Annotated in this window: 16 protein-coding genes, 1 rRNA gene and 1 other annotated feature; all 17 genes read right to left on the bottom strand. The window is 41.8% G+C overall.

Annotated elements, in window-relative coordinates; all coding sequences use genetic code 11:
• Positions 1-39 precede the first annotated feature (39 nt).
• On the bottom strand, positions 40-696 hold the full coding sequence (sigH, locus tag ES896_RS19160) for an RNA polymerase sporulation sigma factor SigH (protein ID WP_008345424.1): 657 nt from the start codon (positions 694-696) through the stop codon (positions 40-42).
• 63 nt (positions 697-759) lie between these two features.
• Entirely contained in the window at positions 760-1,272 is a 513-nt protein-coding gene (gene rae1, locus ES896_RS19165; RefSeq protein ID WP_007496285.1) for a ribosome-dependent mRNA decay endonuclease Rae1/YacP, read from the bottom strand.
• 2 nt (positions 1,273-1,274) lie between these two features.
• Positions 1,275-2,024, bottom strand: a complete 750-nt coding sequence (gene rlmB, locus ES896_RS19170; protein ID WP_008345427.1) for a 23S rRNA (guanosine(2251)-2'-O)-methyltransferase RlmB — start codon at positions 2,022-2,024, stop codon at positions 1,275-1,277.
• Entirely contained in the window at positions 2,008-2,439 is a 432-nt protein-coding gene (locus ES896_RS19175) for a Mini-ribonuclease 3 (RefSeq protein WP_008345428.1), read from the bottom strand. Before ES896_RS19175 ends, rlmB begins: the two co-directional genes overlap by 17 nt.
• A gap of 3 nt (positions 2,440-2,442) precedes the next feature.
• On the bottom strand, positions 2,443-3,843 hold the full coding sequence (gene cysS, locus ES896_RS19180) for a cysteine--tRNA ligase (RefSeq protein WP_008345429.1): 1,401 nt from the start codon (positions 3,841-3,843) through the stop codon (positions 2,443-2,445).
• Complete coding sequence (cysE, locus tag ES896_RS19185) at positions 3,840-4,493, bottom strand: serine O-acetyltransferase (protein ID WP_129548438.1); 654 nt, start codon at positions 4,491-4,493, stop codon at positions 3,840-3,842. The genes cysS and cysE overlap by 4 nt, the downstream gene beginning before the upstream one ends.
• 81 nt (positions 4,494-4,574) lie before the next feature.
• Positions 4,575-4,804 (bottom strand) — a binding site (T-box leader).
• Positions 4,805-6,256 (bottom strand): glutamate--tRNA ligase, encoded by a 1,452-nt coding sequence (gene gltX, locus ES896_RS19190; protein WP_035391581.1) that lies wholly within the window; start codon positions 6,254-6,256, stop codon positions 4,805-4,807. It lies immediately after the preceding feature.
• Positions 6,257-6,350: 94 nt separating this feature from the next.
• Positions 6,351-6,827, bottom strand: a complete 477-nt coding sequence (ispF, locus tag ES896_RS19195; protein ID WP_007496273.1) for a 2-C-methyl-D-erythritol 2,4-cyclodiphosphate synthase — start codon at positions 6,825-6,827, stop codon at positions 6,351-6,353.
• Between the two features lie 3 nt (positions 6,828-6,830).
• On the bottom strand, positions 6,831-7,520 hold the full coding sequence (gene ispD / locus ES896_RS19200) for a 2-C-methyl-D-erythritol 4-phosphate cytidylyltransferase (RefSeq protein ID WP_008345432.1): 690 nt from the start codon (positions 7,518-7,520) through the stop codon (positions 6,831-6,833).
• A gap of 13 nt (positions 7,521-7,533) precedes the next feature.
• A complete protein-coding gene (locus ES896_RS19205) occupies positions 7,534-8,634 on the bottom strand; it encodes a PIN/TRAM domain-containing protein (protein WP_003217214.1) in 1,101 nt (366 codons plus the stop codon).
• A gap of 153 nt (positions 8,635-8,787) precedes the next feature.
• A complete protein-coding gene (gene disA / locus ES896_RS19210; RefSeq protein WP_007496267.1) occupies positions 8,788-9,867 on the bottom strand; it encodes a DNA integrity scanning diadenylate cyclase DisA in 1,080 nt (359 codons plus the stop codon).
• 2 nt (positions 9,868-9,869) lie between these two features.
• On the bottom strand, positions 9,870-11,249 hold the full coding sequence (gene radA, locus ES896_RS19215; RefSeq protein ID WP_017359160.1) for a DNA repair protein RadA: 1,380 nt from the start codon (positions 11,247-11,249) through the stop codon (positions 9,870-9,872).
• A gap of 93 nt (positions 11,250-11,342) precedes the next feature.
• Positions 11,343-13,778 carry an ATP-dependent protease ATP-binding subunit ClpC gene (clpC, locus tag ES896_RS19220; protein WP_007496263.1) on the bottom strand — a complete coding sequence of 812 codons (2,436 nt, stop codon included), beginning with the start codon at positions 13,776-13,778 and terminating at the stop codon, positions 11,343-11,345.
• Positions 13,775-14,866: a protein-arginine kinase McsB gene (gene mcsB / locus ES896_RS19225; protein ID WP_017366451.1), complete on the bottom strand. Its 1,092-nt coding sequence runs from the start codon at positions 14,864-14,866 to the stop codon at positions 13,775-13,777. Before mcsB ends, clpC begins: the two co-directional genes overlap by 4 nt.
• 4 nt (positions 14,867-14,870) lie before the next feature.
• Entirely contained in the window at positions 14,871-15,428 is a 558-nt protein-coding gene (mcsA, locus tag ES896_RS19230; protein ID WP_007496258.1) for a protein-arginine kinase activator protein McsA, read from the bottom strand.
• Positions 15,429-15,442: 14 nt separating this feature from the next.
• Positions 15,443-15,907, bottom strand: a complete 465-nt coding sequence (locus ES896_RS19235; protein WP_003217184.1) for a CtsR family transcriptional regulator — start codon at positions 15,905-15,907, stop codon at positions 15,443-15,445.
• A gap of 177 nt (positions 15,908-16,084) precedes the next feature.
• Positions 16,085-16,200: ribosomal RNA gene (gene rrf / locus ES896_RS19240) — 5S ribosomal RNA — on the bottom strand.
• Between the last annotated feature and the right edge of the window lie 124 nt (positions 16,201-16,324).

The raw sequence follows: 16,324 nt of genomic DNA on the forward strand, positions 1-16,324 counted from the left end.
CTTATCACAGTGTCGAAAAAGCTGTCAATATAGGTTTGATTAGAGACTGATCTCGCGCAGCTCTAAATATTTCTCTAATTTTCTCTTTACTCTTTGGAGTGCGTTATCAATTGATTTCACATGACGGTTTAAATCTTCAGAAATCTCCTGATAGGACCTACCATCAAGATAAAGCACAAGTACCTTTCTTTCCAGCTCGCTTAGTAATTCACCCATTTTCATTTCAATATCATCAAATTCTTCTTTGCTAATGATTAAATCTTCTGGGTTAAGCGCTTTAGCACCGGAAATGACGTCCAATAATGTTCTGTCCGATTCTTCATCGTATATCGGCTTGTCTAATGATACATAGGAATTTAACGGGATATGTTTTTGGCGAGTAGCTGTTTTAATTGCGGTGATAATTTGGCGGGTAATACATAATTCTGCAAAAGCCTTAAATGAAGTAAGCTTGTCCTCTCTGAAATCGCGGATAGACTTATAAAGTCCGATCATCCCCTCTTGGACAATGTCCTCTCGATCCGCTCCAATCAAGAAATAAGATCTTGCTTTCGCACGTACAAAATTGCGGTATTTCGTTATTAAATAATCTAGCGCATCACTATCTCCGACATGAACCCTTTCAATGACTTGTTCATCTTCCAACTGGCAAAATTGCTCTCTGATGGACTTACCCTTGCTGTTGTTTAGATTCACTTCGATCCCCCCGACCGCACCTAGATAGAAATATTATACAATAATGGTTGAAATATCGTCAAGCTATTCCAAGTTTCCCCGCCGCCATTTTTCAAACGTTTTCAATACATCTTCTGACAATTCAATTTTGGATGCTGGTTTATCAGAAGTAATCTTTTTGACACGTGTTTCAATCTTTCGTTCAATCACTTCTATCTCTCTTAAGAGCTCTCGTGCTGACTTACGAAGTGCACCCTGTCCAAAAATTGCCCATTGTTCTGTATAATCAGAGGTCGCCACATGAATTTGCGTCCGAATGTTATTCAAGTCTTGTGCCAGTTTTTCAATCCGCTCATCAGCCGTTTCATTTTCTCTTGTAAAGATGACCTCTACTCGGTGGTTTGTCCGCTTCTTTTCGATTCCTTTGACCATATGGGCATCGAATACGACAATGACTCGATACCCTGTATATGCTTGATATTCTGCTAAATGTTGAATCAGCACGTCTCTGGCTTCTTCAAAGCTGTTTTCTTTTAAGTGCTGCAAACGAGGCCATGCACCTATCATGTTGTATCCATCGACTAAGAGGATGTCCATCTCTATTCTCCTAACGGATAACGTTTTCGATACACTTCATACATCAATAGACTAGCGGCAACTGATGCATTTAATGAAGTGACCTGCCCGGCCATTGGCAATTTAATCAAGAAATCACATTTTTCCTTAATCAATCGGCCAATTCCTTTTCCTTCACTGCCGATGACAAGAGCGAGAGGCATCGTGCCGTCAAATTGTCTGTAGTCCTGCTTCGCAGATGCATCTGTTCCTGCGACCCAGATTCCTCTTTCTTTCATTTCATCAAGAGCTCTGGAAAGATTGGTTACTTTTGCGACCGGGATATGTTCAATGGCTCCAGTAGATGCTTTCGCAACAGTTGTCGTCAAGCCTACCGCTCGTCGTTTTGGAATGACGATTCCATGTGCACCAACAGCATCGGCCGTACGCATGATCGACCCTAAATTGTGCGGATCTTCAATTTCATCTAAGATGATGAAAAATGGTTGTTCATTCCGCTTTTCAGCAATTTGATACAGATCGTCCAATTCTGCATATTCATATGCTGCTACTTGTGCAACGATTCCCTGGTGCTGACCTGTTACCATCTGATCAAGCTTTTTCCTCGGAACATACTGAATGGTGATATTTTGCTTTTTCGCGAGTTCAATGACCTGCTGGGCTTGTCCTTTTACAGTGTTTTCTGCCATCCAGAGCTTGTATAACTCCCGATCTGACTTCAGTGTTTCAATCACTGCATTTTTCCCAATCACATAATCATGTTGCTGACTCATTTGTCTTCCTCCCTGACGTTCCGATTTCAATCGCCTGACTAATCAACTCTTCTAAGCGTTCGTCCTGCTTCTCAATAAATAAATAACCCATGAGCGCTTCAAACGCTGTACTATAACGATACGTTTGAACGTCTGTGTTTTTAGGCACTGTGCCTGATTTTGCATTTCTTCCTCTTTTCAGCACCGCTTCTTCCGCTTCTGTGAAAAAGCCCTTCTGCTGAAGCTCAAATAAAATAGCGGCCTGAGATTTAGCTGAAACGATCTTACTTGCACGTTTATGAAGCTCATTTGGTTTGGTCGCCCCCGTTTGGAGGAGGTGATGCCTCACGTATACTTCAAAAATGGCATCACCCATATAAGCAAGTGCAAGTCCGTTCAACTGTTTTCCGTCTTTCAGCTTTTCAAAATTCAACATGACCTATTCTCCTCTTTTCCAGCGCGTACCTTGAGGAGTGTCCTCCAATACAATATTCATGCTCTTTAACTGGTCACGAATTTGATCAGACAATGCGAAGTCACGATTCCTTCTAGCTTCATTCCGCTTCTCAATTAATGCTTCTACCTCTTCGTCAAGCGTGTGCTTTTCTTCTAGTGAGAAGCCGAGGACGGATGTGATTTCTTGGAACAAGCCAATAAATGCCTTGATCACTTCCTCAGAAGTATGATCATTTTCCATATAGTAATTCGCTTGTTTCGCTAGTTCAAATAAAACAGAGATGGCATTTGCCGTATTGAAGTCATCATTCATTTCAGAAATAAATGTCGCTCGCTGCTCTTCAATCTTTGTCAGCCATTCAGTGTTATCCTCTGTTAAATTGGTACTGCTCTCAAGGCGATGATGTAGATTTGAATAGGATGTTTTGAGTCTGTTAAATGCACTCTTTGTACTTTCCAATAAGTCAATGGAGTAATTGATTGGATGACGATAGTGAACCGACAGCATAAAGAAACGAAGCACATCTGGATCTTGTTCTTTAATAATGTCATGTACGAGCACAAAGTTCCCAAGTGATTTTGACATTTTTTCATTCTCAATATTAATATACCCGTTATGCATCCAATACTTCGCAAAAGGTTTTCCTGTCAAAGCCTCAGATTGAGCAATCTCATTCTCGTGGTGAGGGAACGTTAAATCCTGTCCGCCAGCATGAATGTCAATCGTATCGCCTAAATATTTTTTGACCATCGCAGAGCACTCGATGTGCCAGCCTGGACGCCCTTCGCCCCACGGGCTATCCCAAGAAATCTCCTGATCCTTTGCGGCCTTCCATAATGCAAAGTCGAGTGCATCCCTTTTCTTTTCACCTACACGAATACGGGCACCTGTCTTTAATTCATCAATCGATTGGTGAGACAGTTTTCCGTAGCCTTCAAATGAGCGTGTGCTGTAATACACGTCACCATCTGCTTCATAGGCGTAGCCTTTTTCAATCAATGTGGCGATAAACGCAATGATATCATCCATATTTTCTGTCACTCGCGGGTGAAGGTCTGCTTTTTTGCAGCCTAATGCACTGACGTCCTCAAAGTATGCTTGGATAAATCGATCAGCAATCGTTGGGACATCTTCGCCTAATTCATTTGCTGCTTTGATGAGTTTATCATCCACATCAGTAAAGTTGGATACGAAATTCACATCATAGCCGCTATATTCTAAATACTTACGTACCGTGTCATATACAATGGCAGGTCTTGCATTCCCGATGTGAATGTAGTTATACACGGTTGGTCCGCACACATACATCTTGACCTTTCCTGGTTCAAGTGGGACAAACTCTTCCTTCTTACGTGTCAATGTATTATAAATATTGATTGTCATGATTGTTCTTCCTTTCTGCTCAATGAAGCCAGCTCACGTTTTAGCTTTTCCATTTCTCGCTCCAATTCTTTGAAACGATCAGAAACTGGATCTGGCAAATCTTGATGATTGAGATCACGATTGATTTTCTTTCCATTTTGAACGACCACTCGCCCAGGTATACCTACAACAGTGGAATGGTCTGGTACGTCTTTTAACACAACAGACCCCGCACCAATCTTGGACCCTTTTCCTACGGTAATGGAACCGAGCACCTTAGCACCAGTCGCAATCAGGGCATCGTCCAAAATAGTTGGATGCCGCTTTCCCTTTTCTTTCCCTGTTCCCCCTAATGTCACGCCTTGGAAAACAGTGACGTTATCGCCAATTTCACATGTTTCCCCAATCACGACGCCCATGCCGTGATCAATAAAGAACCGCCGGCCGATGGTTGCTGCTGGGTGAATCTCAACCCCTGTGAAAAACCGGCTGACCTGAGAAATGATCCGCGCAAGAAAATACAGCTTATGCTTGTAAAATGCATGCGCAACACGATGAGCCCAAATCGCATGAAGCCCTGAATAGGTTAGCACTACTTCAAGATAGCTTCTAGCAGCAGGATCTTGATCAAACACAGTATCAATATCTTCTTTCAGCATTTTGAAAAACACATGCTCCCCCCGTTCTTCCCCATCAATCTCTCTTAGGACTTGCTCTCTTTTTTGGACAAATAAAAAACGCCTCTGCCATATGACAGAGACGTTTTGAAAACGCGGTTCCACTCTGTTTAGAAAGCCCTCATTTCGCAGCCTTCTCAACTTCATCCCATAACGGAGGGTACCGCCCTTGCATACTAACATACGTGTTCCTCAAGGGTCTTGAGGGTGCATTTCCAACGTCTGCCCATAAGTCTCTTTCAGCCGGTGAAGACTCTTTCTGTGATAGGCGAAAACATTGTACTTCTCCCTCGCAACGATTTTCCTTATATTTGTTTAATGCGGTTTAATACCGTCTCTTTACCTAGTAGTTCAATACTTTGCGGAAGCTCTGGGCCATGCGTTTGTCCTGTGACAGCCACACGAATTGGCATGAATAGTTTCTTGCCTTTATGCCCTGTTTCTTTTTGTACCGCTTTAATGGCAGCTTTGATTTCATCAGGTGTGAAAGACTCTAGACGTTCAAGCTGACCTGCAAACGAAGCCATCACTTCTGGTACTTGCTCTTCTGCAAGAACTTCCTTTGCCTCTTGATTATACTCAATTTGTTCCTTAAAGAACAACTCTGTTAACTCAACAATTTCTGCTCCGTAGCTCAATTGCTCGTGGTATAGAGAAATGAGTTTGCGCACCCACGTGTTTTCTTCTTCTGACAGCTGCTCGCTTACCTTGCCTGCCTTTTGAAGATGTGGAAGTGTAAGAGCCACAACTTGATCAAGATCAAGTGCTTTTACGTATTGGTTATTCACCCATTTTAGTTTATGCATATCGAAGAGAGCTGGTGACTTAGAAAGTCGATTGACATCGAAAATATCGATGAACTGCTCTTTTGTAAATAGTTCCTCTTCACCAACTGGAGACCACCCAAGTAGTGCAATGAAGTTAAACAAAGCTTCTGGTAAATAGCCCAAGTTCTTATACTGTTCGATGAACTGGATAATTGATTCATCACGCTTGCTTAATTTCTTGCGGTTCTCGTTTACAATCAGCGTCATATGTCCGAACAGCGGAACATCCCAGCCAAATGCATTGAAGACCATAATTTGTTTAGGTGTATTCGAGATGTGATCCTCACCACGAAGAATGTGAGTCATTTTCATCAAATGATCATCCACTGCTACAGCGAAGTTATACGTTGGCGTACCATCTTTCTTCACAATGACAAAGTCACCGATGCCGTCTGTTTCAAATGAAATCTCGCCTTTGACCATATCATCAAATTTGATGATCTCTCCTTTAGGCACTCGGAAGCGGATGCTTGGCTCTCTTCCTTCAGCAATCAGCTTGTCCTCTTCTTCTTTTGATAAATGACTGCATTTACCAGAGTATCGAGGCATTTCACTGCGGGCAATTTGTGCTTCACGCTCTTCTTCTAGTTCTTCAGCCGTACAATAGCACTTATACGCCAAGTCTTTCTCTAGCAGCTCGTCATAATATTTTTTGTAAATATCATTACGCTCTGATTGTCTGTAAGGACCGTAGCCCCCATCTTTATCAATGCTCTCGTCCCAATCAATCCCGAGCCACTGCAAATGGCGAAGCTGGCTTTCTTCTCCGCCTTCTACATTACGCTTTTGATCCGTATCCTCGATTCGAATAATAAATTTGCCGCCTTGGCTGCGTGCGAACAAATAGTTGAAAAGAGCCGTTCTAGCATTCCCAATATGTAAATGACCAGTTGGACTCGGTGCATAACGAACACGCACTTCATTTCCCATGAGTTTAACTTCCTTTCATCTGCATCATGTTGTCTGACACCAATTTTTTATAAACGTATTTTATCATCAAAACCCATTCTCATCAAAACGGATTTTACTTTTTCTGAAGAAGTACGGTTGCTTGAGAGGCAATTCCTTCGCCTCTTCCTGTAAATCCAAGTTTCTCTGTCGTTGTTGCTTTGACATTCACCTGTGTGACATCTGCCTCAAGGGCTTCTGCGATTTTCTCACACATTGGCTGAATGTATGGTGCCATCTTTGGTTTTTGCGCCATGATCGTGCAATCGATATTCACCAGTGTATAGCCTTTTTCTTTTACAAGCGCCCACACGTGCTGAAGTAATTTAAAAGAGTCTGCATCTTTAAACTCCGGATCCGTGTCTGGGAAATGTCTGCCGATATCTCCTTCTGCAATCGCACCTAGGCAGGCATCCGCCACAGTATGAAGCAGTACATCCGCATCTGAATGCCCAAGTAGACCCTTTTCATAAGGGATCGTCACACCGCCAATAATAAGAGGTCTTCCCTCTGTTAATTGATGTACATCAAAACCTTGTCCTATTCTAAACATGTTCTAGTACCCTCTTTCCGCATCCATAATTGCCTTGGCAACCAATAAATCATCCGGTGTTGTCAGTTTAATATTGGTATAGTCTCCTTGGACAATATACACACTCTCACCGTGTAATTGTTCCACAAGACTGGCGTCATCTGTTCCAAGAAAGCCTGTCCGCTCCGCATGTTCATGCGCTTCTTTTAAAATAGAATGACGAAAAGCTTGTGGGGTCTGGACTGCCCACAAGCTCTGACGTTCAATGGTTTGTTCCACTTTGCCTTCTTGAACGCGTTTGATTGTGTCTTTCACTGGTACCGCTACGACTGCGGAGCCTTTTTCAATCGCTGCTTTAACGAGCAAGTCAATCTGTGTATGCTTAATAAAAGGCCTTGCGCCATCATGAACAAGCACGATGTCCGCATCTTGCACAGCCTTCAATCCTTCGTATACACTTTGCTGCCGTTCTTCACCGCCAGTGACAAGTGAAACAGGCGTTTGAAAAGCGTGTACCTTCAGTAGCCTTTCAAAGTCACGACGCTCTTCTTCATTGATCGCTAAGATCATGCGTCTGCATTGTGAATGAGCGTCAAACACCTTCAGTGTGTGGATGATGACCGGCATTCTTTTCAATTCAATAAAAAGTTTATTGCGGCCGGCCTTCATTCGCTTCCCCTGCCCCGCAGCCGGAATAACTACTTCATAATACATGTTCGTTCTCCCTTTAGAGCGCCTTCTCCAGAAGTTTTGGCTTCGCAAAAATCATTCTTCCAGCAGCAGTTTGCAGCACACTCGTGACGAGCACATCAATGTCTTTTCCAATATAATTGCGTCCTTCTTCGACCACAATCATCGTACCGTCATCTAAGTAAGCAACACCTTGGTTATGCTCTTTCCCATCTTTGATGACCTGTACCTTCATTTCTTCCCCAGGCAGTACAACCGGTTTGACTGCATTGGCTAGATCATTGATGTTTAACACTGCTACTTTTTGAAGTTCGCATACTTTATTTAAATTAAAATCATTTGTCACAACAACACCTGAAGTTAACTTAGCGAGTTTCACAAGCTTGCTGTCAACCTCTTGAATATCTTCAAAGTCACCTTCGTAAATTTCAACTTTAATATCCAGTTCTTTTTGGATACGATTTAAAATATCAAGACCTCTTCGGCCTCTATTTCTCTTTAATACATCAGAAGAGTCGGCAATATGCTGTAATTCCTCAAGTACAAATTGAGGAATGACCATCACACCTTCTAGGAATCCAGTTTGACAAATATCTGCGATTCTTCCATCAATGATAACACTTGTGTCTAAAATTTTCAGCTTTTTATCTTCTATTTCAGGTTCATCATCAGCTGCTCCTTTTTTCTTTGTGACCTTTGCAGATCGAGAGAACAGCCCCATCATTTCATCCTTCTTCTTAAACCCTACCTGAAATCCAAGGTATCCTAAAAAGAAAGCCAGGAAAATCGGAATAATGGTACCAAAAATATGATATGGGATATTGTTTAGCGGGATCACGTTTACAATAAGATATGCTAGAATAAGTCCAAATACTAAACCGAAACTTCCAGATATAAGATCAGGAAGAGGCGCCTTCAATAGAGAATCCTCGATCCATTTCACCCAATTAACCACATAGCCTGTGCACCATTTACCAATGATAAAGAACACAGCGGCTCCTATTAGTGCTGAAGAGTAAGCATTTGTTATGAAAGGTATGTCCTTCACATTTAACAGCAGAAATAACTCTGGAATGATAAAAATCCCTACAACTGCACCGAAAATGATAAAAAACGCCTGAACGATTCTTTTTAACATACCTTCACCTCCTTTATTTTTCATCTGTCAATCCACCTTCATCTGACATTGATATATGCTTAAGTTTCCTATCATCATGAACAGAAAACAAAACCATCATTAATATACCCATATTCATCCATTTTTAACCGTATTTAAGAAAAATTTCTCTTTTTATAGCTGACGGTCGATATAATGTTTTTCTTGCAGTCTTTTTAATCCTTTTTTTATCTTTTTCGCTCTTACTTCTCCAATTCCTTCTACTTCATCCAAATCTTGTACATCTGCTTCCATAATTCGATCTAGCACACCAAATGCTTCGACCACGTTTTCAACGATTGGCATAGGCAGTCTAGGGATTTTATGAAGTAATCTGTATCCTCTAGTGTACACATATTCGTCAATATTTGTAGATGCTGGATAGCCAAGTAACTTGTACAAAATGGAGTCATCTAAAAGCTCAAAACTCGACATATCTTGGAGCTGTTTCAGTAGCACATATGGATCTTTGATCTTTTCTTTCACGTAATCTTTAATAAATAACGCCGCTTCCTGCTCCATATCTGTAATCAGCTCATTGACTTGCAGACGGATCAAGTGTCCTTCTGTCCCAAGCTCTTTGATATACATATTGATTTCATTTTTGATTCTAAGTACCATTTCATAACGATGTAGCACGGATAATACATCACCAAAGGTCACAAGCTCTTCAAATTCTAAGGCGCTCAACGCAGAAATGGCGTGATCTAAAATGGTTTTATATTTCTCAAGTGTTTGTATCGCTTGGTTGGCCTTCGTCAAAATAAAACCAATATCTTTCAGCGTATATCGTCGATTCCCTTGGTATAAGGTAATGACGTTCCGACGTTCAGAAATGGCAATGATTAAGCAACCTGTCTGCTTTGCTACACGTTCAGCTGTTCGGTGTCTCATGCCTGTTTCTGATGAATGAATGGTTGCATCCGGCATGAGCTGTGTATTCGCATACAAGATTTTTTGACCAGAGTCACTTAAAATAATCGCCCCATCCATCTTCGCCAATTCATATAAATGTGCTGGGGAGAAAGCAGAATTAATATGAAATCCTCCATCTACCACACTTTTCACTTTATCGTTATAACCAACAACAATGAGCCCTCCAGTATTGGCTCTTAGGACGTTTTCAATCCCTGCCCGCAGGGGTGTCCCCGGTGCCACAAACTGGACAATATCTAAGAGATCGACTTCTCTCGCTCCTTTTTTCTCTTTTTCCATTTCTATGATCCCCCTAGTGAAATACGAAGTGCCTCTGCTACATTTTCTACACCGACTAACTCAATCCCTCTCGGTTTTTTCCATCCATCTATATTCGCCTGAGGAATAAACATTCGCTTAAATCCTAGTTTAGCAGCTTCCTGCACACGCTGTTCAATTCTTGATACTCTTCTGACTTCTCCCGTCAGACCCACTTCTCCTATAAAGCAATCTGCTTGATGCGGCGCTGCATCTTTAAAACTTGATGCAATACTAACGGCAATAGCCAAGTCTATCGCTGGTTCATCAAGTTTCACACCACCTGCGACCTTTAAGTAGGCATCTTGGTTTTGCAGTAGCAGCCCTACCCGTTTTTCTAAAACGGCCATAAGCAATGACACTCGGTTATGATCAAGGCCAGTAGCCATTCTCCGTGGATTCCCAAAGCTCGTCGGTGAAATAAGTGCTTGTATCTCCACTAGAACAGGTCTTGTTCCTTCCATTGAGGCAACAACACACGATCCAGATACACCTGCTGACCGCTCTTCTAAGAAGATTTCTGATGGGTTTAATACCTCTGTGAGCCCTTCCTCTCTCATTTCAAAAATTCCTAATTCATTCGTTGAACCAAAACGGTTTTTCACTGCCCGTAAAATACGAAACGTATGATGGCGCTCCCCTTCAAAATAAAGAACTGTATCTACCATATGCTCTAAAAGGCGCGGCCCAGCAATCGAGCCCTCCTTCGTCACGTGACCAACGATAAAAATAGGAATACCATTCGTCTTGGCAATTTTCATCAGCTGGGCAGTGCATTCCCTCACCTGAGAAACAGATCCAGGAGCTGACGTGATATCGCTTTGATAAACGGTTTGAATTGAATCGACCACAACAAAAGCGGGTTTCATCTCTTGTATAGCAGACGTTATATACTCCATATCGGTTTCAGCCAAAACATGTAAAGAGGCACTTTCAATACCGAGACGGTCCGCCCTAAGCTTCGTTTGTTTGATTGATTCCTCACCAGATATGTATAACACATTCTGATTTTGATCTGATAGCTGTGCTGAAACTTGTAATAATAGTGTGGACTTCCCAATCCCAGGATCACCGCCAATAAGAACGAGTGAACCTTTGACAATTCCACTTCCTAATACTCGGTTAAATTCTTCTAAATTCGTTTTAATTCGGGGTTCTTCGGATGTTTCAATTGCAGATATAGGTGAAGGTTTTTGAATGGTTTGAACAGAATGATTAAACGCACTTCGACGATTTGCCGGCTCTTTACGAACGACCTCTTCTGTCATACTGTTCCAAGTGCCGCAGCCGGGACATTTCCCCATCCATTTGGCTGACTCATAACCGCACGATTGGCATATAAATTTTGATTTTGACTTAGCCATAGATTGAAGAATACAACTCCTTATACTGGTCAGAAAATAAGTAAAGGGAGGCATCCAACTTACTGGTATGCCTCACACTTTTTTCTTACTATATTAGTTCGTAGCAGCCGTTGCTTTTACGACAATTTCTCCATCTTCTACATCTAATACGATATGTTGGCCCTTTTCAATATTGCCTTTCAGCAATTCCTCAGAAAGTCGATCCTCGACGTGCTTTTGAATCGCTCTTCTTAACGGACGAGCACCATACTCAAGATCTACGCCTTCGTCGGCAATCTTGGCTTTTGCTGCTTCCGTCAATTCAATTGAAAGGTCCTGCTCTTTTAGTCGTTTTGTCAATTGATCAGACATGAGAGACACAATCTCTTTTAGATGTTTCTTTTCGAGTGAGTGGAAGACAATGATTTCATCAATACGGTTGATGAACTCCGGTCTAAACGCACGTTTCAACTCACCCATTACTTTGCCTTTCATATCTTTGTAATTTTGACTTTCATCCTGCACGTTAAAGCCAACATATTTATTGCGCTTCAGCTCACTAGCTCCAACGTTTGAAGTCATAATCAAAATCGTATTTCTAAAGTCAACAGTACGACCTTTAGAATCAGTGAGACGACCATCTTCTAACACTTGAAGTAAGATGTTAAACACATCAGGGTGCGCCTTTTCAATCTCATCTAGAAGCACGACAGAATACGGCTTTCTTCTCACTTTTTCAGTCAGCTGACCGCCCTCATCATAGCCCACATAGCCTGGAGGTGATCCAACAAGTCTTGAAGTCGAGTGTTTTTCCATGTACTCAGACATATCAATACGAATCATCGCTTCTTCATCACCGAAGATAGACTCAGCGAGTGCTCTTGCAAGCTCAGTCTTACCAACACCTGTTGGCCCTAAGAAAATAAAGGAGCCTATCGGACGTTTCGGATCTTTTAGTCCAGCACGGGCACGTCTTACAGCTTTTGCAACAGCAACAACTGCTTCATCCTGTCCAATGACGCGAGAGTGGAGCAATTGTTCCATGTTTAGAAGCTTATCTGTTTCTGTTTGAGCAATTTTTGAAACAGGTACTCCCGTCCAGCTAGAAACAACCATTGCGATATCATCCACAGAAACCTCTGAATTCTCTTGTCCCTGCTTTTCTTTCCAAGATTTCTTCGTCACTTCTACCTTTTCACGCAAACGTTGCTCCGTATCACGAAGAGAAGCGGCTTTTTCGAATTCTTGACTTTGAACAGCTGCATCCTTTTCCTTGCGTACTTCATCCAGCTTTTGCTCAAGTTCCTTTAGATTAGGCGGTGTTGTGAAAGAACGTAAACGAACTTTTGAACCCGCCTCATCAATTAAGTCAATCGCCTTATCTGGAAGGAAACGATCAGAGATATAACGATCAGAAAGCTTTACCGCCGCCTCAATGGCTTCATCTGTAATAGACACACGGTGATGTGCTTCATAACGGTCTCTAAGCCCTCTTAAAATTTGAATACTTTCATCAACAGATGGCTGGTCCACTTGAATTGGCTGGAATCGACGTTCAAGTGCAGCATCTTTTTCAATATATTTACGGTACTCATCTAACGTTGTTGCCCCGATACATTGAAGCTCACCACGTGCTAAAGATGGTTTTAGAATATTAGAGGCATCAATCGCACCCTCTGCTCCTCCTGCACCAATCAGTGTATGAAGCTCATCAATGAAGAGAATGATATTTCCAGCCTGACGGATTTCGTCCATGACTTTTTTCAAACGATCCTCGAATTCACCACGATATTTCGTTCCCGCTACAACGGTTCCCATATCAAGTGTCATGACTCGTTTATCACGCAAAATTTCAGGCACTTCGTTGTGAATAATTTGCTGTGCGAGGCCTTCTGCGATCGCTGTTTTACCAACACCAGGCTCTCCAATCAAGACAGGGTTATTCTTTGTTCTTCTACTTAGGACCTCAATGACACGCTGAATTTCTTTGCTACGGCCAATCACAGGGTCCAAGCTGTCCTCTTTCGCAATAGCCGTTAAGTCTCTTGCCAAGCTATCTAAAGTTGGTGTATTGGCATTGCTATTAGATCCTGCCGCAGATGCACCCGTTTCATTGCTGCCTAGAAGCTGCAATACTTGCTGGCGTGCTTTATTTAAGCTTACTCCGAGGTTATTTAAGACACGGGCAGCTACACCCTCTCCCTCACGAATAAGACCTAAAAGAATATGTTCTGTCCCTACATAGGAATGACCAAGCTTTCTCGCTTCATCCATAGAAAGCTCCGTAACCTTCTTCGCTCTAGGTGTGTAATGAGGAATAGCTTGAGACACCTCTTGCCCTCTTCCAATCAAGCTCTCGACTTCTTTTTGGATTTTATCTGAAACAAGGCCCAGTGCTTCTAATGCTTTTGCGGCAATGCCCTCACCTTCACGTACAAGACCAAGTAAAATATGCTCTGTTCCGATGTTCTTATGGCCTAGGCGAATGGCTTCTTCTTGTGCAAGTGCTAATACCTTTTGAGCTCTTTCAGTGAATCTTCCAAACATCATATCGTTTCATCCTCCTGTCCATTCCTATGCATTTCTAAGCGCAGCCTTTCTCTAATAATTGCTGCTCGTTTTATATCTCTTTCATTTGGTTCCAAGGCTCCTCCTGAATATTGCTGAAGGAAGCCAGGCTGTGTCAAAATCATGAGTTCATTCAGTATATTACTTGAAAGCCCCTTAATGATACCTAAATCAATTCCAAGTCGCACATCTGACAAACACTTAGCCGTTTCCTTAGATTCAATCATGCGACAATTAGCCAAAATCCCCAAGGAACGGTACACTCTGTCTTCAAGTTCAATTTTAGACGTCTGATATAATGCCTTACGTGCAGATCGCTCTTGTTCAATGAGCTGCGCCGTCACACTATTCAAGTCATCTACAATATCTTCTTCTGATTGACCCAGTGTCATTTGATTTGAAATTTGAAAGATGTTTCCTATTGCTTCGCTACCCTCACCATAAATTCCTCTGACCACAAGACCTAATTGATTAATTGCAGGAATAATGCGATTCATTTGTCTTGTCAGGGCTAATGCTGGTAAGTGCATCATGACTGAAGCCCTAATACCTGTACCTACATTGGTCGGACAGCTCGTTAAGTATCCTCGCTTTTCAGAAAACGCATAATCCACTTGCTCTTCAATCCAGTCATCTATTTGGTTAGCTGCTTTTAGTGCATTAGCCAGCTGAAATCCTGGGAACAAGCATTGAATACGAATATGGTCTTCCTCATTCAGCATGACACTGATTTCTTCATTTTCTGAAAGCAAACAGCCGCCAAATCTTGATTCTGCTAAATTGGGGCTAATCAAATGCTTTTCAACAAGTACCCTTTTAGCCAAAGGCTGCGTTTCATTCATTCGAATCAGAACAAAGTTTCCAATGTCCTTCACTTCCTGGCTCACAAACTTTTGCTCGAATTGCTGAAGAACAGCTTCAGCCTCCTCTTGAGAAAACTGAGTTGGGAAACGAACATGCTCTAGGTTGCGTGCCAACCGAATACGACTGCTTAGAACAATGTCACTTTCTGGTCCTTTCTGTTTCATCCATTGACTTAATGCGTCTTGAATAAAATGCTGGAGCGACATGTCGTTAATCTCCCTCCCTCTGCTGAGATTGCTCATGCTCTAATGCACGAATTTGATCTCGAACTTCCGCTGCTTTTTCAAACTCTTCCTGTTCAATTAGCTGCTTTAGTTCTTGCTGCATTAACTCAAGTTTCCGGCGAACATGCAGACTGCCGGCAATCCGTTTAGGGACTTTTCCATTATGGACTGTATTTCCACTATGGACTTTCCTTAAAACAGGATTTAAATACTGATCAAAGGTTCGATAACATTCTGCACAGCCAAAACGGCCTGTTTTCCTGAATTGCTGAAAAGTTAAGCCACACTTAGGACATTGATCCACTTCTCTTGCCTCTTGAAAAATAGATGATCCTTTATTCGCACTTGTGGTAAAGCTAGGATCAATATTCAATAAGCCTGATAATAAGTTGTGAATCGAGAAACCTTGGTTTCCACTCATAGCATATGAATCACTGTTTTCTTTTGCACATTGTTCACATATGTGCATTTCTTGTTTTTCTCCATTTATTACTTTCGTAAAGTGAAAAGTGGCTGGTCTCTCATTGCATTCTTGACAAATCAATCTTTTCACCCGCTTTACTTTAATTTCAAAGCATTTAACATCGCTTTCATCATCCGAGCTCTCAGTTCATCTCGTTCAGGTAAATCAATGTGTAAAACAGAACGGTCCATGACACTAATCATCATCTTTGCTTCTCTTTCGGATAAAATGTTGTTCTCAACAAGACGCATGATGATATGATCAGATGCAGCCTGTGATAAACGATGATATATTTGGGAAATAATGTTGTTCAATAAATCGACTTCATCATTCATTTTGACTTTAATGATACGGATATAGCCACCGCCGCCACGCTTACTTTCGACGATATAACCTCTTTCGCTCGTAAAGCGTGTATTGATAACATAGTTAATTTGTGAAGGTACGCATTGAAACTTATCTGCAATTTCATTGCGTTTAATTTCTAATATTTCTCGACCATTCTGATCCAAGACTTCCTTCAAATACTGCTCGATGATATCAGAAATATTTTGTGCCACTCCGCCTCCTCCTCCATTGACTTTGACTATATTTGACTTTAATCTTACTATAAATTTTTTCGATCGATTTTTCAAGATAATCGCTCAACTAACAATATTATTTCCACATTTATCTGGTACCAAACGTCCCAAAAACACAAAAAAGACCAGTTCCGATTGGAACTGATCCTTTGAAAAGCTTGGCGGCGTCCTACTCTCACAGGGGGAAACCCCCAACTACCATCGGCGCTGAAGAGCTTAACTTCCGTGTTCGGTATGGGAACGGGTGTGACCTCTTCGCTATCGCCACCAAACCTGATGGAGAGAATGTTCTCTCAAAACTAGATAACAATGTTCATTTTTCACATTAGAATATAGGTTAAGTCCTCGATCTATTAGTATCTGTCAGCTCCACGTGTCACCACGCTTCCACCTCAG

It is taken from the genome of Bacillus sp. 005/A4HT-01/001 (assembly GCF_004634445.1).
Taxonomy (GTDB): domain Bacteria; phylum Bacillota; class Bacilli; order Bacillales; family Bacillaceae; genus Bacillus; species Bacillus altitudinis.